We start from the raw sequence: 19,185 nt of genomic DNA on the forward strand, positions 1-19,185 counted from the left end.
GGCTACTTTCGTTTTTGATTAGATCACACCGAAAAACGAAAGCAAGACGAAAGAGAGACGAAAAGAAGCGAAAGCGGAACTTTTTCCCCACCAGAATGGCCAAGAAATAGGCAGACAGACGGATAGATTCGGGGGCAATCGGCGCGATTGAGCAGCAGGCCGCAGCCAGTGCCTTAAATGTAGAAACGTAACTACATATAGTTGCGTGTATGACACGACCGCAGCGAGGAGGGCTGACGATGACGACCACCCTCACCAGCCGAGAATTCAATCAAGACACCAGCGGCGCAAAAAAAGCTGCTGCGCAGGGACCCGTCTTTATTACGAATCGCGGCCGCCCGGCCCACGTGCTGCTAACGATTGAAGATTATTTGCGCCTGAGCGGCGGACACATGAGTCTTGCCGAGGCTCTGGCACAAGCGAGCACGGACTTTGATTTCGATCCGCCCCGCCTGTCGGGCGGCGTCTTCAAGCCCGCTGATCTCGATTGATGTTTCTGCTCGACACCAACGTCATTTTCGAACTCAGGCGACCGGATAAAGCGGATCGCAGTGTCGTCGCCTGGGCCAACGCAGTTCCTGTGGCGAATTTCTTCATGTCCGTCGTTTCGATCCTCGAAATCGAACTTGGCGCGCGCCTGATAGAGCGCAGGGACGCTGCGCAAGGTGCCATCCTCCGCACATGGATCAATGATCAAGTTCTGGTTCGCTTCGAGGGGCGGATCCTGGCCATCGATACGATTGTGGCGCAGCGCTGCGCTCAGCTTCACGTTCCCAATCCAAGGGCCGAACGCGATGCTCTCATAGCGGCCACGGCGCTTGTTCACGGCCTCACGGTCGTCACGCGCAATGTGGGAGATTTTGAACCGACGGGCGTTCAGCTGCTCAACCCGTGGGATAGTGCATAAGCCCTATCGCAGCCTAACCACCGGCGCCGCCTCAGGCGCCGCGTCCTGCGCATCGGCCTGGCTATCGTCGATATCGGCTCCCTTCGGCATCGCGGCCATCACCTCGATGCCCTTGCTGTGGCAGATCGTAGCGAGGCGCTCGGGCAGTTCCTGATCAGTGACGAAGGTCTGGATCTGGCTGATATGGGCGATGCGGACCGGCGCGCTGCGGCGAAGCTTTGTGGAATCGGCGACCAGCATGACACTGCGGGCATTGGCGATGATGGCCTGCGCCACCTGCACCTCGCGATAATCGAAGTCGAGCAGCGCGCCCTCCTCGTCGATCGCGGAGGCGCCGATGATGGCGTAGTCCACCTTGAACTGGCCGATCAGCTGCGTCGCGGTCGAGCCGACCACCGCACCGTCGGCGCGCCGCACCGTGCCGCCAGCCACCACGACCTCGATGCGGGGATGGCGGTAGAGCAGCATGGCGACGTTGAGATTGTTGGTGATGACCAGCAGATCCTCGTGCGAGGTCAGCGCGCTCGCCACCTCCTCCGTCGTGGTGCCGATGTTGATGAACAGCGAGCAGCCGTTCGGGATCAACGAGGCAGCAGCAGCGCCAATGGCCTTCTTCTCGTCGGCCGCCACGAAGCGGCGCGCCTCGTAGGCGAGATTTTCCACGCCGGAGGCGATGATCGCGCCACCATGGATGCGGGTCAGCGAGCGGCGCTCGCAGAGATCGTTGAGATCCTTGCGGATCGTCTGCGCCGAGACTTCGAACCGGCGCGCCAGCTCCTCGACCATGACGCGGCCGGAGGCTCGGGCGATGTTGAGGATTTCAGCCTGGCGATGGGTCAATCCGGTCACGGCAATGGCCTCAAATCAGAATGATGCATGGTGCGGCTTCTCGGGCGCGCGGTCAATGCGCACGCCGATCACGGTTAATGGATGGGCCGTCACCACGCCATAGCGCGCGCAAGCCGCGCCAGCAGCGCGGGATCGTCGAAGGCGCTCGCCGAGGCGACCGCACCCGCGCCGACAAGGTCAGCATCGCTGAGGCTGGTCCGGATGCCGATGGTCGGAATCCCCGCGGCAGTGGCCGACTGCACGCCGGAACGGGAATCCTCGAACGCGATCGAGGCGGCCGCGCTGGCCCCGACGAAGCGCAGCCCCTCCTGATAAGGAAGCGGATGTGGCTTGCCGTGCGGCAGCTCATCGCCGATCACGAGCGTCTTGAAGCGATGCGTGATGCCGAGACCGGACAGCAGCAACTCGGCATTGAGACGCGGCGCATTGGTGACGGCGACCATGGGAACGCCGACGGCATCCGCGCGGTCGAGCAGTGCCATCAGGCCCGGCAGCGGTTCGATCTGCCCCGCAACCAACGTCCGGAACACCTCTTCCTTTTCACCGAGAATTTCGGCGCGCCGCTCCAGCGTCTCGCCGGGCAGAAAGCGCTCGCCGATCGAGACGTTGGCGAAGCCCTGCAACTCTTTCGAGAAGCGTGCGTGGTCGAAGACATGGCCGTGAGGACCAAACACCTGGTTGAATGCCTTGAGGTGCAGCGGGTCGGTGTTGGCAAGCGTGCCATCGATATCGAACAGCAGCGACTTGCCGAGAGCTTCGATCATGTCCGTACTTTCCCAAATGCGCAATGCATCGATGCGGAAGACGTATCAATGCAGCCGCCATCGCGCAATGACGCACGTGCATGACGGCCACGCGACACTCGACAAAGCCGCCCATGGCTGCAACACTCGACGCAAGACCAAAAAGGAGGAAACGATGACCATCAACCGACGCGATCTGGCTCTCTCAACTCTCGCCATGTCCGCACTTGCTCTCGCAGCACCGGCGCTTGCGTCATCCGCGGACGAAGAAGCCGTGGCGAAGCAGGTCGAGGCCTTCCGCCTCGCACAGATCGCGGCCGATCCCAAGGCGCTGGGCGCGCTGTGCTGGGACGATCTCAGCTATAGCCATTCCAGCGGCAAGGTCGAAGACAAGGCCACTTTCATCGCCAATGCCACCGACGGCAAATCAAAGTTTCTCTCGATCGAATACAAGGATACGACCATCAAGGTCGTCGGCCCCACCGCGATCGTGCGCTTCCATTGGATCGCGGAACAGGAGATGGCGGCCGATGGGAAAAAAGTGCCGACCAACCTTCACATTCTGATGAATTGGCAGAAGCAGGGCGATCAGTGGAAGCTCTTGTCGCGCGCCGCGACGAAGCTGTGATCGACAGTGTCATTCCGGGACGCGCGCAGCGCTCCCTACAAGATCGAGAAGGAGGAAATGATGGCGATTAATCGCGATCAGGCTGCCGCGACGGACCATGAGGCGGTGGCAAGAAATGTCGAGGCATTTCGCCTTGCCCAGATCGCGGCCGATCCGAAGGCGCTCGGCGCTCTGTGCTCCGACGATCTGAGCTACAGCCATTCCAACGGCTTCCTCGAGGACAAGGCCGCCTTCGTCGCCAACGCAACCGACGGAAAAACGAAATTTCTGTCGATTACGTACAAGGATCCGACCATCAAGATCGTCGGGCCCGCCGCGATCGTGCGCTTTCACTGGATGGCCGAGATGATGACCGACGGAAAGAAGGTGGAAAACAGCCTTCACATCCTGATGAACTGGCTAAAGCAGGGCAACGAGTGGAAGCTGCTGTCGCGCTCCGCGACGAAACTGTGATCGTCAGTGTCATTCCGGGACGCGCACAGCGCGGGCCCGGAATCCATTGATCGGCAATTTCTGCAGCGAGACAGATTCCGGGTTCGAGCTTTGCGCGCCCCAGAATGACGAGTTGGTTATTACGCCGCCTCCCTCACATCACCATTGACCAGCTTGCGCGCGGCGCGCTCGGCTTCGCGGGCATTGCGGAAGAGCTGGCCTTCGAGGCGATTGAATTGGTGGGACGAGGCGAAGAAGCAATAGCCTCCCTGGCCGCGAACGACGATGCCCGCGGTCTCTGAGTTCACTTCGATGATGTAGCTGTCCGGCATGGCCCGTGGATTCCTCAGTGCGGGCGAATAACGGCATGTTTGCCCAAAGGTTCCCAGGGCAAATCAGCCGGTTTCCACCCCGAATCGACACGCAACTGAGTACGCCGAGACCTCATCCGTTTTATGACCCGTTCTTGGCAAAGAAGCGACGCGTGGACTCACCAGTGCCGCGTTTCGCGATGCCGCAAGTTTTCGCGAGATGAGGCGGAAAGCCGCGCGCGGTTAGGTCGCGATCGGCGGATCGTTGCGCTGGATCGCTTGCGGATGACCGTTATCGTCGATCGAGACGTAAGTGAAATTGCCGTCGGTCACGAGGATCGGCTGCTGCTCGCGCCGCCGCAGTGCCCAGGCTTCGAGATGCACGGTCATCGAGGTGCGGCCGACACGCACGAGATTGGCGTAGACCGAGACGAGATCGCCGACATAGACGGCCTTGCGAAAGTTCATCGCCTCGATCGCGACCGTGACGGTGCGCGACTTCGCGACCTTCGAGGCGAACACGCCGCCGCCGACGTCCATCTGGCTGAGCAGCCAGCCACCAAAAATGTCGCCATTGGCATTGGTGTCGGCAGGCATCGCCAGCGTGCGAATGCAGAGATCGCCGCTCGGCTCGGTCATCCCCTGGTCGCTCATGCGCCTCTCACTTGAAATTGTCCCAGCCCGGATCGGGCGCGAAGCGCCCACCGAATCGTTCCGCCAGCGCCCGCATGGTGGATACGACATTCTCCACGCCGCGCGCACGTGCATAGTTCAGCGGACCGCCGCGGAACGGCGCAAAGCCGGTGCCGAAGATCATGGCACCGTCGACCGTACCGGGATCGTCGACGATTCCTTCGCGAAGTGCCGCGACGCAGACATTGGACATCGGCAGCACCAGGCGGTCGATCATCTGGTCGGTAACGCGCGGACCGGTCTCGGGCAGCGACGCCTTCTCCGCCTTGCCATCCTTCCAGGTATAAAAGCCCTTGCCGGTCTTGCGGCCGAGTTCGCCCTTGGCGACCTTCTCGCGCAACCAAGCCGGCGTCGGCGGCAGCAGGTCGCCGAATTTGGCGCGCAGCATGTCGCCGACATCGAGACAGATATCGAGCCCGACCTGGTCGGCGAGCTCGATCGGTCCCATCGGCATGCCGAACTGTTCGGCGGCTGCGTCGATCAGGCGCTGGTCGGTCTTCTCGTCCAGCATCACCATCGCTTCCAGCATGTAGGGTGTCAGCGCGCGGTTGACGAGGAAGCCGGGCGAGCTTTTCACTGAGAGCGGCAGGCGATCGATCGCGCCGACGAAGGCGAGCGCCTCCTTCAGCACTTGCCCATCGTTGGCGTCATGGCTGATAACCTCGACCAGTTGCAGCCGCGACACCGGATTGAAGAAGTGCAGGCCGACCAGCCGCTCCGGTCGCGCCAGCGTGGTGCGCAGATCCTGAAGCGGAATGCTGGACGTGTTGGTCGCAAGGATCGCGCCAGGCTTCATCCTGGGCTCGAGGCCGGCATAGACCTTCTGCTTGAGCTCGAGCTTCTCCGGCACCGCCTCGATGATGAGATCGGCGCTACGGACACCTTCGCCATCCATATCCGGAATCAGCCGGTCCAGCGCGTCGCGCACCTCGGTCGGCTTGCGGATGATCTTGCCGTAGAGCTCGGCCGCGCGCTTCACCGCGCCGGCGATCGGCTCGGCCTTCATGTCGGCGAGCGAAACGCGAAAGCCCTGCCCGGCTACCCAAGCCGCAATGTCGCCGCCCATGGCGCCGGCGCCGATGACGTGGACGTGCTTGACCATGTTGCCGGGGCCGGCCGCCTTCTTCATCTGCTCGCGCAGGAAGAACACGCGGATCAGATTCTGCGCGGTCAGCGTCACCATCAATTTGGCGAAGGACGCCTGCTCAGCCTTCAGCATCGCGGCCTTGCTGCCGCCATGTGTTTCCCAGAGATCGATCAGCGCGTAAGGCGCGGGATAATGCTCCCGCGGCGCGGCCTTCATCGCCTCGCTGCGCATGCGCTTGGCGAGCAAACCACGTATGGGGCCGAGATTGGCCGCGCGGGTGAGCAGGCCGGGCTTGGCCCGCTTGAGGCGGCCGAACAGAACGTCCTTCACGGCATTACGGACATGGCGCTCCTGCGTTACGCTGTCGACGAGCCCGAGCGCCTTGGCGCGGCGGGCATCAATGGTGCGGCCGGTCAGCATCATTGCCATCGACTGGGTCGGATTGACCAGCGCGGTGAAGCGCGCCGTGCCACCGAGACCGGGGTGCAGGCCCAACATCACCTCCGGGAAGCCGAAGCGCGCGTCATCGATGGCGACGCGCGACTGGCAGGCCAGCGCGACCTCAAGCCCGCCGCCGAGGCAGAAGCCGTGGATGACCGCGACGGTCGGCAGCTTCAACGCTTCCAGATGATCGACCACCGCATGCGCGGCGCGGATGCGCGTTTCGACCATCTCCGGATCAGTAGCGCCACGAAACTCGCTGACGTCGGCGCCGGCGATAAAGCCGGACGGTTTTGCCGAGCGGATGACGAGGCCTGCGGGGCGCTCCGTCTCGATGGCGGCGAGCGCGGCATCGAACTCCTCCATCACGTCCGAGGACAGCGTGTTGGCGCTGGAATCGGCACGGTCGAACAGCAGCCAGGCGATGCCGTCGGCATCGCGCGTCAGCTTGAGATGCTTGTAGGGATTATCGGCAGCCGGTTGCGGCCCGAGCGCCAGCACGCGGTCACCGAGCGCGGTCATGATCCTGGAATCCATGGTCACACCGCCTCGATCAGCATGGCACCACCGAGCCCGCCACCGATGCATTCGGTGGCAATGCCGCGTCGCGTCCCAAGCCGTTTCATCGCGTTGACGAGGTGAAGCACGATGCGGTTGCCTGACGTGCCGACAGGATGGCCGAGCGAGATCGCGCCGCCATCGACATTGAGTTTTGCGCGATCGATCTCGCCGGCCGCGCCATCGAGTTTGAGAATCTCGCGGCAGAATTTTTCGTCGTTCCAGGCGGCGAGGCAGCCGAGCACTTGGGTCGCAAAGGCCTCGTTCAGCTCCCAGGTCTCGACGTCCTGGAGGGTCAGGTTGTTGCGAGTCAGAAGTGGCGTTGCCGACATAACCGGCCCCAGCCCCATGATGCTGGGATCGAGCGCGGCCCAATTGCTGTCGACGATCGCGGCCTTCGGCGTCAGCTTGTGTTTTGCGACCGCCGCGTCGGACGCCAGGATCACCCAGGAGGCACCGTCGGTAATCTGCGAGGAATTGCCCGCGGTGACCTGGCCCCAGGGACGCTCGAACACCGGCTTCAGCTTTGCCAGCGTCTCGGCCGTGGAGTCCGGACGCACGCCGTCGTCATGGTCGAAGAATTTTCCGTCGCGGGAGAACGCGGTCTCGACCTCGCCTTTCAGAAATCCCCCGGCTTGCGCCTGCGCGAGGCGACGATGGCTCTCGGCGGCATAGGCATCGGACTGCGCGCGCGTAATGCCGAAGAGATGCCCGACAACCTCGGCGGTCTGGCCCATGTTCAATTCGGTGATGGGATCGGTCAGTCCGCGCTCGAGGCCGATGACCGGCTTGAGATAGCGCGGCCGCAGCTTGAAGGCTGCCGCGAGCTTGGCCGCTACGCCCTTGGCGGTGGCAAGACCAGCAAACCAGCGCACACCGGAATTCGGCCAGACCAGCGGCGCATGACTCAGCGCTTCGGTACCGCCGGCCAAAATCATGTCGGCTTGGCCTTCGCGGATATAGCGGTAGGCGGTGTCGATCGACTGCATGCCGGAGCCGCAATTGATCTGCACCGTAAAGGCGACCATGTCCTCGCCCATGCCGAGCCGGAGCGCGGCGACGCGGGCCGGATTCATCTCGTCGGCAATCACGTTGACGCAGCCGAGAATGACCTGGTCGAAGTCGGTTTGAGCGAACGGCTGGCGCGCCAGCAGCGGCCGGCCGCACTGCACGGCGAGATCAACCGGCGTGAACGGCCCCGGCCCGGAGCGCGCCTTCAAGAACGGCGTCCGGCTGCCGTCGACGATGAATACCGGTCGTGCCATCAGCTCGCCGCCCTCTGCTCACCTCTCGGCTCACCAGCCCGAACGCAGCGACACGCAATCCGGGCGGGGCCGCAGCAAGAATAGCCCGGATTTGATCCAATTGCAGGCCAATGCTGCCCCGTTGGCGTCGCGGACATGACAGCTTGGCGAGATGCCGGGCCTAATCCGGCCGGACCATCTCGAACATGTTTTCCGGCTTGATCTCGAAATAGTCGCCACGGCGGCCGGCGCGCACGATCGGGCGGGCGGCGGCGGTCTGGTAGACGCCGTCCTTGATCATGGCCTTGTCGATGTGGACGGCGACGACCTCGCCGAGCGTGAGCCAGGCATCGGCTTCCTTGCCGTTGGCGCCCTTGAGGCGGACGATATCGGAGACCTTGCACTCGAAGGCGACCGGGCTCTCGCCGACGCGCGGCACGTTGACGAGCTTGCCCGGCACTGCCGTAAGGCCGGCGATCTCGAACTCGTCCACTTCAGGGGCGACATGCGCGGCGGTCGCATTCATCTGCTTGGCGAGATCCATGGTGGCGAGATTCCAGACGAATTCGCCGGTCTGCTGGATGTTCTCGACCGAGTCCTTCCAGTTGGTCGAGGAAAAGCCGATGATCGGCGGCACGTAAGCGAACGCGTTGAAGAAGCTGTAGGGCGCGAGGTTGACGTGGCCTTTGGTGTCGCGGGAGGAGATCCAGCCGATCGGCCGCGGCGCGATGATGGCGTTGAAGGGGTCGTGCTTGAGGCCGTGGCCCTTGGAGGGTTCGTAGAAGTACAGGTCTTTGTCGGTCACGCGCTGCTTCTCCGCTATCAGCCATTCCGGGGCGATGCAAAGCATCGAACCCGGAATCTCGAGATTCCGGGTTCGCGCTACGCGCGCCCCGGAATGACAGTTGTTGAGCTTATAGAAGGATTCCCCCGCCCCGTCAGTGGCGTGGGGACAGACCGGCGATGACGAAATCGATCATCTGGTCGATGCTCGGGCCAGGCTTGGTGGCGCACTGGGCGATCATCTGGGGGTGGAAGAAGCGCATCATGGCGGTGCAGGCGCAGAGCCCGGCCAGTTGCAGGTCCGGCGCCTCGAACTCGCCGGAGGCCACACCTTGCGCGATCATCTGGCCGACAAACCCGCCGATGCACTCCATGTGGTTGACGCAGACGTCCCAGTCCTCCTCCATCGCGACCGCGACCATCTCGTGCAGCTTGTTATCGCCGACATAGCGCTCGGTGTTCATGCGGTGGATGGTGTTGAGCAGTTCGCGGAAGCGCTCGACCACCGGACCGGGCCTGGCCACGATCCGCTGCGCCTCGAGCTCGACCTCGCCCATCAAGCCCCGCGCCACCGACTGGTGGATCGCCTTCTTCGATTCGAAGAAGCGATAGACGTTGGCGGGGCTCATCCGGAGCTCTTTGGCGATGTCCCCGACCGTGGTCTTTTGATAGCCGATCTGGCGGAACAGCCGCTCGGCCACCTCGAGAATACGATCCCGGGTGTCGCCCTCGATATGTTCCGCAACCAGTGTCATGTGTCAGGACTCGTTCGCCAATACTCTTCCCATTTATTCAGCCGCTTCAGCAAGCGGAATTGCGCGCTGGTCATCGCTCCCATGCTGCGGCGCGGCAGGCTGTTCCGGCGTACCAGCCTCGTCCAGGCTCTTCCTGAACCAAAGTGCATAGAGGCCCGGCAGGTACAGCAGCGTCAGGAATGTCGCGACGAACAGACCGCCCATGATGGTGATCGCCATCGGGCCCCAGAAGGCCGAGCGCGACAGCGGGATCATGGCGAGGATGGCCGCGAGCGCCGTCAGCACCACCGGACGGGCGCGGCGGACGGTCGCTTCCACGATGGCCTCGCGCCGGGTCAGGCCGTGCGAGACGTCGGTCTCGATCTGATCGACCAGGATGACCGTGTTGCGCATGATCATGCCGGCGAGCGCGATCAGGCCGAGCAGCGCCACGAAGCCGAACGGGGCGTTGGCGACGTTGAGGCCAAGGGAGGCGCCGACGATGCCAAGCGGTGCGGTGAGGAACACCAGCAGCAGCCGGGAGAAGCTCTGCAGCTGGAACATCAGCAACGTCAGCATCACCATGACCATCACCGGGAAGAGGATGAAGATCGAGGCGTTGCCCTTGGCGGATTCCTCGAACGCGCCACCCGGCTCGATGCGGTAGGCCGGCTCGAGATAGTCCTTGATCTGCTGCAGCTTCGGCGTGATCTGGCTGGTGACATCGGGCGCCTGCACGCCGTCGACGACGTCGGAGCGCACGGTGATCGCCATGTCGCGGTTGCGCCGCCACATGATCGGCTCCTCGTGGCCGTATTCGATCTTGGCGATCTGCTGCAGCGGCACGGCAACGCCGTTCTTCGAGGTGATGGTGAGATCACCGACACCGCCGAGGTCGAGACGTTCGGACGGGATCGCGCGGGCGACCACAGCGACCTTCTCGATGCCGTCACGCACGGTCGTGACCTGTGCGCCGGAGATCAACATCGACAGCGCCTGCGAGACGTCCTGCGGGGTCAGGCCCATGGCGCGGGCACGATCCTGGTCGACGACGAGCTTGAGGTAAGGCGACTGCTCGTTCCAGTCGAGCTGGACGTCCTTGACGTTCTTGTTCTGCCGCATGACGTCGCGAACCTGGTAGGCGATCTCGCGCACCTTGTTGGCATCGGGGCCGATGACGCGGAACTGCACCGGGAAACCGACCGGCGGGCCGAAATTGAAGCGATCGACGCGCACGCGCGCTTCCGTCAGCATGCCATCGGCAACGGCGCCCTCGATCTTGGCCTTGACCCGCTCGCGCGCCTCGACGCCCTTGGCGACGATGACGATCTCGGCGAACGCCTCGTTCGGAAGCTGCGGGTTGAGGCCGAGCCAGAAGCGCGGCGAGCCCTGGCCGACATAGGACGTGTAAGTCTCGATGTCCTTGTCGTCCTTCAGCAGCGTCTCGGCCTTCTTGACGGCCTTCTCGGTCACGTTGAAGGCGGTGCCTTCAGGCAGGCGCAGCTGCAGGAACAACTCGGGCCGCTCCGACAGCGGGAAGAACTGCTGCTGGACATGGCCGAAGCCGACGATCGACGCGATGAACACACCGACGGTCGCGACCACGACCGTGATGCGGTGATTGACGCACCATTGCACGACGGCGCGCAGGCCGCGGTACATGCGGGTCTCGTAGACCGCGTGCGGATCGTGATTGTGGTGCACCTTGATGTCCGGCAGCAGCTTGACGCCGATATAGGGCGTGAAGATCACCGCCACGAACCAGGAGGCGACCAGCGCGATCGCCACGATCCAGAAGATGCTGCCGGCATATTCGCCGACCGCCGAATTGGCAAAGCCGATGGGGAGGAAGCCAGCGGCCGTGACCAGCGTTCCCGTGAGCATCGGAAACGCAGTGGATTCCCAGGCAAAGGAGGCCGCGCGCATACGGTCCCAGCCCTGCTCCATCTTCACCACCATCATCTCGACCGCGATGATGGCGTCGTCGACGAGCAGGCCGAGCGCGATGATCAGCGCGCCGAGCGTAATACGATGCAGATCGAGCGACATCGTGTTCATGACGATGAAGACGATGCCGAGCACGAGCGGGACCGACATCGCGACCACGATGCCGGTGCGCCAGCCCAATGCCAGGAACGAGACGAACAGCACGATGACGAGCGCTTCCATGAAGGAGTGCACGAACTCGCCGACGGCGTGCTCGACCACCTTGGGCTGGTCGGCGATCAGCGAGACGTCCACGCCTTGCGGCACGGCCTTCATGAATTCGGCAGTCGCCTTCTCGACGTCCTTGCCGAGCTCGAGGATGTTGGCACCCTTGGCGGTGACGACGCCGATGCCGATCGCGGCCTTGCCTTCCTGGCGGACGACGAAGCTCGGCGGATCGACATAGCCGTGGGTGACGGTGGCGATGTCGCCGAGGCGGAACACACGGCCGTTGCTCTCGACCGGGGTCTCGGCGACGGCCTTGGCACCGTCGAGCGCGCCCGTGACGCGCAGCGGCACGCGCTGCGACGAGGTCTCGACCGTACCGGCGGGCGTCACGTTGTTCTGCTTGGCCAGCGAATCGAACAGCGCCTGCGGCGTGATGCCGAGCGTTGCGAGCTTGGCGTGGCTGAACTCGACGAAGATGCGCTCATCCTGGTTGCCGTACATGTCGACCTTGGTCACGCCAGGCACCTTGAGGAGGCGCTGGCGGAAGCCTTCGGCGACCTTCTTGAGCTGGGCGTAATCGGCACCGTCGCCGGTCATCATGTAGAGAATGGAGTCGACGTCGGAGAACTCGTCGTTGACGACGGGGCCGAGAATGCCCGCGGGCAGCTGGCCCTGCACGTCGACCAGCTTCTTGCGCAGAAGGTAGAAGAGATAAGGCACGTCCTTCGGCGGCGTGGAATCGCGGAAGGTGACCTGGAGTGCGGTGAAGCCGGGCTTCGAATAGGTCTGCACCTTCTCGAAGTAAGGTAGCTCCTGGATCTTCTTTTCGATGGGATCGGCGACCTGGGCCTGCATCTCCTGCGAGGTCGCGCCCGGCCACAGCACGGAGACGTTGACCACCTTCACCGTGAAGAACGGATCCTCGGCACGGCCGAGCTTCTGATACGAGAAGAAGCCGGCGACGCCGAGCACGAGCATCAGAAACAGCACCAGCGTCGGATGGCTGACGGCCCAGGCCGAAAGGTTGAAGCGCTTCATCGCACTCTCCGGAGAAATCGATCCAATTGCCAAACGACAGCCGCCTGTTCAAACCGTCGTCGCGAGGCAGCGAAGCAATCCAGGGGGCTGGGCAGGTTCTGGATCGCTTCGCCGCTTCAGCCCATGCATTTGCGCGTGGGCCGAAACTCGCCTTGCAACAACGGACGTGTAGTGTTGGGCATGCCCCTTACGGAAAACCGCTGCACACTTTTCCGGGGGCATGCCTTTAGAAAGACAGCGACGACACGACCCGCACCTTCTGGCCGGGATCGAGCTTCTGGACACCGAGGGAGACGATCTTGGCGCCCTCGTCGACACCGCTGGTGATGACGACGTCATTGCTGTCGTAGGATTTCACCACGACGGGCTTCAACGTGACCGCGCCGTTGTCGTCGACGACGTAGAAGGACGGCTTGCCGCCTTCGTTGAACAGCGCCGACAGCGGCAGCCGCGCGACGCGCTCGGTGGCGGCGTCCGACAGCGTCAGCGTCGCGGTCATGCCAAGCGCAACCTTGTCGCCGGCCTCGGGCAGCGAGAACTTCGCGAGATAGGTGCGCGTGGCGGGATCAGCCGTAGGCGCGATCTCACGCAGCTTCGCCGTATATTTCTTGTCCGGCTCGGACCAAAGAGTGACGCTGGCGACGCCCGACTTGGCGCGTCCAACCAGCGTCTCAGGGATCGCGACGACCGCTTCCTTTTCAGCAAAGCGGGCGACACGGATCGAAGTCTGGCCTGCGGCAACCACCTGGCCTGGCTCGATCAGCGTTGCGGTGACGACGCCACGGGCATCGGCATTGAGCGTCGCGTAGGAAAGGGAGTTCTTGGTTAGCTCGACCGAACGGACGGCCCGGTCGAGGCGCGCGCGGGCCTCGTCAGCGGCGGCACGGCTCGAATCCATCGCAGCATCCGTGGTCCAGCCCTTGGCCTTCAGATCCTTGGCGCGCTGTTCGGCGGCGGCGGCCTGGGCCAGCACGCCGGTGGCGGCGGTCTGCTCGGCGACGGCCTGCTCGGCCTGGAGCTTCAGGTCGACCTCATCGAGGGTGGCGAGCGGCTGGCCGATTTCGACGGTCTGGCCGACTTCCACGAGGCGCTTGTCGACCTTGCCGGCGACACGGAAGCCGAGATCGCTTTCGATCCGCGGCTTGATGCTGCCGACGAAGCTGCGCTCCGGGGTCTCGGCGTCATAATGGGCGGTCGCAACCAGAACCGGCCGCGGCGGCTCGGCCTTTTGCGCCACGGTATCATTGCATCCGGCCAGCGCGGCGGCCATCAGGGCCAGCGACACACCCGCCAAGAGCCTGGAATAGCTGGACAAAACGGACCGAACGAACATCGGAGGACACTCCTGCGTCTGCAATGAGAGGAATGTCGACTAATCACTGATAAAAGTCAATATTCGTCAGTCATCAGGAAAGTGTGATCGTTAAGGAAGGGTTGAAGCGGTCGTCCGGGCTTTCCCGGCTCGTTTCTTGCGGGGGGAGGGCCACAAACGCAGATCCAACTGTGGCTACCGCGATACAGCTGCTTCTACAGCGCTTTGCTATGATTCGTGGGTTGCAGCGCGATTCGTGCGGGGGCCCGCGCATCATTTGACATCGATGAAAAGCATTTCAGCGAAGCGAGCATGTGCGGCAACGTCCGTTTTCGTGGCGACGATTTCTGCTGTCGCGGCCGCTGATTTGCCGGTCAAGGCCCTGCCCCCGCCTCCGCCGGGTTGGACTGGGCCCTATGGTGGGATCGTCGGCGGCTACGGCAGCGGTCCTTCGGATCAGACGGATCCCGGCCCGATCCAGCTTCCTGTTCCGAACTTTGGCGGCGTCGAGGACGGCCATTATACGGTCCGCGGCGCAATGGCCGGCGGCACCATGGGTTACAACTGGCAGCGCGGCGTTTGGGTCTACGGCATCGAAGGAGATCTCTCCTGGGCCAATCTCAGTGGCCAATCAAACATCTGCGGCCCCGCCACCGCGACACCGCATCCCTGCGGCACGAACCTGAACACGTTCGGCACCTTTCGTGGTCGCCTGGGCTACGCGGCTGGCGCGCAAGCCGACTGGCTGCTGTACATCACCGGCGGCGTCGCCATTGGTGATGTCCGGGGCTGGGACGCGTTGGGCCCTGTCAGCGGCCACGACTGGCGCGCCGGATGGACGGCCGGGCTCGGCGTCGAGAAGAGGTTCGCGCCGCATTGGACCGCCAAGCTCGAATATCTCTACGCCGATCTCGGCAGCGCTCAGATGTTCAACATCACGCCCGGCGTGCCCGAAAGCGTCAGCCTGACCGCCAACATTGTCCGCGCCGGCATCAATTACAATTTCGGTGGGCCGACGGCACCGATGCAAGCATTCGGTGCTGTGCAAACGCCGAGCGCTACGGGCAGTTGGGCCGGCTGGTATCTCGGCGCGAATGCCGGTTATCTCGATGGCGCTAATCGCATCAATACGGACGCCGTGGTTATCTCGCGCAGCACGACCCTGGTCACCGCCCCGGCGATGGCGAATGCGGCAACGAGCGTGCTCTCGACCGGCAACGGCGGCGTCATCGGCGGCGCGCAGGCAGGCCACAATTTCATGCTGTCGCCCATGTGGCTTGCCGGCGTCGAGGTCGATATCCAGGGATCGACGCTGCGCGGATCAGCCAGCGGCGCAAACACGGTGGCGGTTGACACGGTCGCTGGACCCGGCAGAGGGACCTTCACGACCGCTGTCACGACATCGCGCGGCCTCGACTATATCGGGACCGTTCGCGCCCGCCTTGGCGCAACTGTGACGCCCGACCTGTTGCTCTACGCGACCGGCGGTCTTGCCTATGGCCGCGTGCGATCGAGCACGTCACTGACCCAAACGACAGCCGTCGGCGGCGTGCCGACCGTGTCGACCGCAGGCTCGTTCGCCGACAACCGCGCCGGCTACGCCGTTGGCGCCGGCGGCGAATGGATGGCGTCAGGCAAATGGAGCATCAAGGGCGAGTACCTCTATTACGATCTGGGCACGGCCAATTACGGCACCGGCGGCTATGGCGTCGATGAGGGCCCGTCATCGCTTCCCGGAGTGGGCGTCGCGGGCATTGCGACATCCACCCGCGTGCGATTCAACGGCAACATCGCCCGGGTCGGTCTCAACTATCATCTCAACTGAAGATTGATCTAGGCACCCGACGCGCGCCGCTCTCTCTCGGGAAGCGGCGGAAAATCGACGGCAGACTTCACCGTCCCTGTTCGGCGAACTCGTGCTTGGTCTCGTGGCCGCCGATGAAGACCAAAATGCCGGCGAGCAGAGGCAGGACGGCAAGCACGAGCAAGCCGGTCGAGGTCTGGCCTGTGGCTTCCTTGACCCAGCCGATCAGATACGGGCCGCCGAAGCCGGCGAGATTGCCGATCGAGTTGATCAGCGCGATGGCGCCGGCGGCCGCCGTGCCGGAGAGCCAGGCGGTCGGCAAGGTCCAGAACACGCCGAAGACGCAGAACACGCCGATCGCGGCGAAGGTCAGCGCCACCATCGTCAGAGTGGGGTCGGTGAGATAGCTGGAGATGGCGAGCGCGACCGCGATCAGGATCATGGGCGCACCGACATGCATCACGCGCTCGCGCGTGGCGTCCGAATGGCGAGCCCACAGGATCATGGCCATGGTGCCGAACAGATAGGGGATCGCGGTCACGAAGCCGGTCTGGGCGTTGGTGAGGCCGAACGCCTTCACGATCTGGGGCAGCCAGAACTGCATGCCATAGAGCGCGCCGACGAAGCCGAAATAGATCAGGCTCAGCATGATCACCTTGGGCGAGGACAGCGCCTCGCCGAGCGTCAGATGCTTCACCGCCTGCTTGGCCGCGATCTCGGCGTCAAGCTTCGCCTTCAGCCAGGCCTTCTGCTCGGCCGAGAGCCAGTCCGCCTTCTCCGGCCTGTCGGTGAGGTAGAACCAGGTGACGAAGCCGAGCAGCACCGAGGGAATGCCCTCGAGAATGAACAGCCACTGCCAGCCCTTCAGCCCCATGACGCCGTCGAGCCCCAGCAGGAGCCCAGAGACCGGTGCGCCGATGACGGTCGAGACAGGTACGGCGATGGCGAAGGCCGCGATGAAGCGCGCGCGATATTCGGCCGGATACCAATAGGTGAGATAGAGGATGATGCCGGGGAAGAAGCCGGCCTCGGCGACGCCGAGCAGGAAGCGCAGGACGTAGAAGCTGGTCACGCCGCTCACCAGCGCCATCAGTGCCGAGATGATGCCCCAGGTCACCATGATGCGGGCGATCCAGCGGCTCGCGCCGAACTTCTCCAGCGCCAGGTTGCTCGGCACCTCGAAGATGAAATAGCCGATGAAGAAGATGCCGGCGCCCCAGGAGAAGATCAGCGGGGTGAACTTCAACTCGGCGTTCATGGTCAGCGCGGCGAAGCCGAGATTGACGCGGTCGAGATAGGAGAAGAAGTAGGCCAGCACCAGGAACGGGATCAGGCGCCAGGAAATGGCGCGGATGGTCGAGGTCTCGATTTCTGACTTGTTGGCGTTCTTGGCTCCCGCGGAACCGGTGTAGGTTGTGGTCTGGCTCATGGCTTCCCCCGATTTGTTGCTTTTGTGGGCTAAAGCGCGGTTTTGAGCATCACGGGCAAAGAGTCAATGGAAGCCATGCACGGAGCACAGCCAGTCAACACCATTGCGTTCCGACGACGCATGCTCATCCGAGTCGGGTTGGCGCTGGTCGTGATCGCCTGCGGGCTGACCTTGCGCTGGTACGGCTTTCCGCTCGGCCTTCCGGCATTCGCAGTGAAGTATGGCGGCTCGCTGCTATGGGCGACGATGGTGTTTTTGCTGGTCGGGGTTCTGCTGCCGCGGCTGTCACAGACGCGGAATGCAGCCATCGCAATGGTGATCGCGGTCGTCATCGAATTATCGCGGTTGGTGCACCTGCCATGGCTCGACGCGTTTCGGCCCACCACTGCAGGCGCATTGCTGCTCGGCCGCATCTTCTCGCCGTGGAATTTGGCGGCCTATGCGATTGGGATTGCGCTCGGCGTCTGGCTGGATCGGCTCATGGAGATACGCAAGTCAGGCGAAGGCTAGCCAAGCAGCTTTTTCCTGGTGGCGCGGAGAATCTCATCTGACAATTTGGGATCGCTCACGGCACGGGCGAGCACAACCGCTCCGACCAGAGAAGCAAGCGTCACGATCGCATCCTCATCGCGCTCGCGTTGCCTGGTCCCCGAGCCGACGCGGGCGCTGAGCCACCCCAGCATGCCCTTAACGCCGGCGGTAAATCGTTCGCGCGCGCCTTGGGTTTGCCGCTGCATTTCGGAACACAGGGCAGCAAACGGGCAGCCGCTTCCCGGATCGTCTCGGTGCGCTGGCGAAAGATATTCGGAAATGTAGTCGCCGGCCGTGGTCATTTCACCGAGCTCTCGTCCCTTGGAGGCGATTGCCGCCGCAATGGCTTCCTCGACAAGCCGCTGCTTGGAGCCGAATTGGCTGTAGAGGCTGCCGTGGGTCATACCGGCGGCTTCCGTCAGAGTATCGACGCCGACCCCGGCGATTCCGCGCTCCCGGATCAGGCGCGAAGCCGCTGTTAGAATCCGGTCGCGGTTGTCAGCCGCTTTTTCTTTGGAAACACGCATGTCGAAAATCCCGAATCGGAGGGGCTTGACAATTATAATTACGATCGTCATGTAATTCAATAATTACGATCGCAATCAAACCGACAGGCAAAGCCCCGGTTGCCGGTAGCAGGAGAAGGTCATGACCAAAGCAAAGATCGCTCTCGTGACAGGTGCCTCGTCGGGCATCGGCGAAGCCACCGCGCAGCGCCTCGCGGCGGCTGGCTACAAGGTGTACGGCACCAGCAGGCGCGGAGTTCAGGCAGGCAAGAGCTCGTTCGAGATGCTGGCCCTCGACGTGACCAACGACGATTCCGCGACGGCGGCAGTCGGCGAGGTGATCCAGCGCGAGGGTCGCATCGATCTGCTCGTGAATAATGCCGGATTCGGCGTTGCACCTGCCGGAGCGGAGGAGAGTTCGATCGAGCAGGCCCGCGCGATCTTCGAGACCAACTTCTTTGGGTTGATCCGGATGACGCGCGCCGTTCTGCCTCAGATGCGTCGCCAGGGCAGCGGCCGCATCATCAATATCGGCTCCGTCCTTGGCTTTTTGCCGATGCCTTACGGAGCGCTCTATGCCGCGACCAAGCATGCGGTGGAGGGTTATTCGGAATCCCTCGACCACGAGCTGCGTACACGGGGCATCAGGGTCTCCATCATCGAACCCGCTTACACCAAGACGCCATTCGACTCGAACTTCATGGAGCCGGACGACAAACTCGACGAATATCGCGAGGCGCGCGCAGGCGTGAGCCGACGGGTGAATGAGGTGATGGCAACCGCCGAATCGCCTGAAGTGGTCGCCGAAGCCGTGTTGAAGGCGGCGAACGCCACGCATCCGAAAATTCGGTACGCAGCCGGTAAGCTCGCGAATCGTCTGCGGTTGCTTCGCAGGTTTGCTCCCTCCGGGCTGGTCGATGCCGGGATTCGAAAGGACCTCCGGCTTGATGCGACGCAGGAGTCACGGTCCTCCCGGCCCGCACGGGCTTTTTGACCGCGCG

The 19,185-nt window shown here is 63.4% G+C and carries 19 protein-coding genes; 7 read left to right on the plus strand and 12 right to left on the minus strand.

The window, feature by feature from the left end; translation table 11 throughout:
- The first annotated feature begins 239 nt into the window (after window positions 1-239).
- Window positions 240-491, plus strand: coding sequence for a type II toxin-antitoxin system Phd/YefM family antitoxin (locus M2427_RS34245; protein WP_280711229.1), 252 nt, complete (start codon window positions 240-242; stop codon window positions 489-491).
- Window positions 491-907, plus strand: a complete 417-nt coding sequence (locus M2427_RS34250) for a type II toxin-antitoxin system VapC family toxin (protein WP_280711230.1) — start codon at window positions 491-493, stop codon at window positions 905-907. The genes M2427_RS34245 and M2427_RS34250 overlap by 1 nt, the downstream gene beginning before the upstream one ends.
- Before the next feature lie 3 nt (window positions 908-910).
- Here the strand turns inward: M2427_RS34250 and M2427_RS34255 are convergent, their stop codons facing one another.
- Together M2427_RS34255 and M2427_RS34260 are read right to left on the minus strand one after the other, a co-directional pair.
- Window positions 911-1,756, minus strand: coding sequence for a DeoR/GlpR family DNA-binding transcription regulator (locus M2427_RS34255; RefSeq protein WP_280711231.1), 846 nt, complete (start codon window positions 1,754-1,756; stop codon window positions 911-913).
- 89 nt (window positions 1,757-1,845) lie between these two features.
- Window positions 1,846-2,520, minus strand: coding sequence for an HAD-IA family hydrolase (locus tag M2427_RS34260; RefSeq protein ID WP_280711232.1), 675 nt, complete (start codon window positions 2,518-2,520; stop codon window positions 1,846-1,848).
- Window positions 2,521-2,674: 154 nt separating this feature from the next.
- Between M2427_RS34260 and M2427_RS34265 the strand changes: the two genes are divergently transcribed.
- Together M2427_RS34265 and M2427_RS34270 are read left to right on the plus strand one after the other, a co-directional pair.
- Window positions 2,675-3,127 (plus strand): nuclear transport factor 2 family protein, encoded by a 453-nt coding sequence (locus tag M2427_RS34265; protein WP_280711233.1) that lies wholly within the window; start codon window positions 2,675-2,677, stop codon window positions 3,125-3,127.
- A gap of 57 nt (window positions 3,128-3,184) precedes the next feature.
- Complete coding sequence (locus M2427_RS34270) at window positions 3,185-3,580, plus strand: nuclear transport factor 2 family protein (protein WP_280711235.1); 396 nt, start codon at window positions 3,185-3,187, stop codon at window positions 3,578-3,580.
- Window positions 3,581-3,699: 119 nt separating this feature from the next.
- Here M2427_RS34270 and M2427_RS34275 read toward each other — a convergent pair whose 3' ends face one another.
- The 8 genes from M2427_RS34275 to M2427_RS34310 all read right to left on the minus strand — a co-directional run bounded on the left by M2427_RS34275 (window position 3,700) and on the right by M2427_RS34310 (window position 13,935).
- Complete coding sequence (locus M2427_RS34275) at window positions 3,700-3,891, minus strand: hypothetical protein (protein WP_237866489.1); 192 nt, start codon at window positions 3,889-3,891, stop codon at window positions 3,700-3,702.
- Window positions 3,892-4,113: 222 nt separating this feature from the next.
- Window positions 4,114-4,524, minus strand: coding sequence for an acyl-CoA thioesterase (locus M2427_RS34280; protein WP_280711236.1), 411 nt, complete (start codon window positions 4,522-4,524; stop codon window positions 4,114-4,116).
- 7 nt (window positions 4,525-4,531) lie between these two features.
- Window positions 4,532-6,628, minus strand: coding sequence for a 3-hydroxyacyl-CoA dehydrogenase NAD-binding domain-containing protein (locus tag M2427_RS34285; protein ID WP_280711237.1), 2,097 nt, complete (start codon window positions 6,626-6,628; stop codon window positions 4,532-4,534).
- 2 nt (window positions 6,629-6,630) lie between these two features.
- Window positions 6,631-7,914, minus strand: coding sequence for an acetyl-CoA C-acetyltransferase (locus M2427_RS34290; RefSeq protein ID WP_280711238.1), 1,284 nt, complete (start codon window positions 7,912-7,914; stop codon window positions 6,631-6,633).
- A 160-nt stretch (window positions 7,915-8,074) separates the two neighbouring features.
- On the minus strand, window positions 8,075-8,698 hold the full coding sequence (locus M2427_RS34295) for a flavin reductase family protein (protein ID WP_280711239.1): 624 nt from the start codon (window positions 8,696-8,698) through the stop codon (window positions 8,075-8,077).
- Window positions 8,699-8,831: 133 nt separating this feature from the next.
- Window positions 8,832-9,431 carry a TetR/AcrR family transcriptional regulator gene (locus M2427_RS34300; RefSeq protein WP_280711240.1) on the minus strand — a complete coding sequence of 200 codons (600 nt, stop codon included), beginning with the start codon at window positions 9,429-9,431 and terminating at the stop codon, window positions 8,832-8,834.
- A 33-nt stretch (window positions 9,432-9,464) separates the two neighbouring features.
- Window positions 9,465-12,602, minus strand: coding sequence for an efflux RND transporter permease subunit (locus M2427_RS34305; RefSeq protein WP_280711241.1), 3,138 nt, complete (start codon window positions 12,600-12,602; stop codon window positions 9,465-9,467).
- Between the two features lie 226 nt (window positions 12,603-12,828).
- Window positions 12,829-13,935 carry an efflux RND transporter periplasmic adaptor subunit gene (locus tag M2427_RS34310; RefSeq protein ID WP_280711242.1) on the minus strand — a complete coding sequence of 369 codons (1,107 nt, stop codon included), beginning with the start codon at window positions 13,933-13,935 and terminating at the stop codon, window positions 12,829-12,831.
- 313 nt (window positions 13,936-14,248) lie between these two features.
- Between M2427_RS34310 and M2427_RS34315 the strand changes: the two genes are divergently transcribed.
- Window positions 14,249-15,739: an outer membrane beta-barrel protein gene (locus M2427_RS34315; RefSeq protein ID WP_280711243.1), complete on the plus strand. Its 1,491-nt coding sequence runs from the start codon at window positions 14,249-14,251 to the stop codon at window positions 15,737-15,739.
- 67 nt (window positions 15,740-15,806) lie between these two features.
- Here the strand turns inward: M2427_RS34315 and M2427_RS34320 are convergent, their stop codons facing one another.
- Entirely contained in the window at window positions 15,807-17,147 is a 1,341-nt protein-coding gene (locus M2427_RS34320; RefSeq protein WP_280711244.1) for an MFS transporter, read from the minus strand.
- Between the two features lie 75 nt (window positions 17,148-17,222).
- On the opposite strand from M2427_RS34320, the gene M2427_RS34325 reads away from it, so the two are divergent.
- Window positions 17,223-17,657: a DUF2809 domain-containing protein gene (locus tag M2427_RS34325; RefSeq protein WP_280711277.1), complete on the plus strand. Its 435-nt coding sequence runs from the start codon at window positions 17,223-17,225 to the stop codon at window positions 17,655-17,657.
- Here the strand turns inward: M2427_RS34325 and M2427_RS34330 are convergent.
- Entirely contained in the window at window positions 17,654-18,256 is a 603-nt protein-coding gene (locus M2427_RS34330) for a TetR/AcrR family transcriptional regulator (RefSeq protein WP_280711278.1), read from the minus strand. The two genes, M2427_RS34325 and M2427_RS34330, sit on opposite strands and share 4 nt — an antisense overlap.
- Before the next feature lie 70 nt (window positions 18,257-18,326).
- On the opposite strand from M2427_RS34330, the gene M2427_RS34335 reads away from it, so the two are divergent.
- Window positions 18,327-19,178 (plus strand): oxidoreductase, encoded by an 852-nt coding sequence (locus tag M2427_RS34335; RefSeq protein WP_280711245.1) that lies wholly within the window; start codon window positions 18,327-18,329, stop codon window positions 19,176-19,178.
- Window positions 19,179-19,185 lie beyond the last annotated feature (7 nt).

It is taken from the genome of Bradyrhizobium sp. BR13661 (assembly GCF_029892425.1).
Taxonomy (GTDB): Bacteria; Pseudomonadota; Alphaproteobacteria; order Rhizobiales; family Xanthobacteraceae; genus Bradyrhizobium.